This window comes from Bradyrhizobium forestalis, from assembly GCF_002795245.1.
Lineage (GTDB): Bacteria > Pseudomonadota > Alphaproteobacteria > Rhizobiales > Xanthobacteraceae > Bradyrhizobium > Bradyrhizobium forestalis.
Map to the genome: position 1 here is coordinate 1 of NZ_PGVG01000129.1, position 667 is coordinate 667.

Annotated in this window: 1 protein-coding gene; it reads right to left on the reverse strand. The window is 70.0% G+C overall.

What is annotated here, in order from left to right; translation table 11 throughout:
- Positions 1 to 667: condensation domain-containing protein (locus tag CVM73_RS38795; protein WP_245452561.1), on the reverse strand; the 667-nt coding region annotated here is incomplete at both ends.

The following is a 667-nucleotide window of genomic DNA, read 5'->3' on the forward strand; positions in this document are numbered from 1 at the left end:
GCTGCTCAGGATACGTCACCGCCGTCCGGTTCAGTTCCTCCAGCAGATACGCCCGCTCGTCAGGTGGCAGGATGTCCAGCTCCCGCACTGGCGTGTTCGGCGCCCGCTCCAGCGCCTCCGCCAGCTGCGCCAGCGTCTGCTGCATGTAGCCGCAGATCCGATCCGCCGAGATTGGCTCCGCCACCTGCACCGTCAGCCCGAGCGCCTCGCCAAAATCCTCCACCGACAAGGTCAGCGGATAGTTGGTGCGCTCCTCCTCGCCCAGCCATTCCACGCCGGACAGCGCATCATCGGCTGCGGAGGTGGTGACCGCCGCCGGCGTGTTGTGGCGGTAGTTCAACAGCGCGCTGAACAGTGGCGCCGGCGCCGCAACGCCGCTGCAGCGTTGCGCCAGCGCCAGCGAGGCATGCTCGTGCGCCAAGAGCTCGACCAGCCGGGCATGCGTGGTTCGCACGCTCGCCTCGACCGCGGTCCCATCAAGATCAAGCCGCAGCGGCAGCGTGTTGATGAACAGCCCCATCGCGCGGTCGGCGCCCGCCCCGCCATGCATGCGGCCGAACAGCACCGTGCCGAACACCACCTGCTCGCGGCCGCTGCTGCGCGCCACCACCTGGCCCCAGGCCAGATGGCACAGGCTCGCCAGGCTCACCCCCAGCCGCCGCGCCTG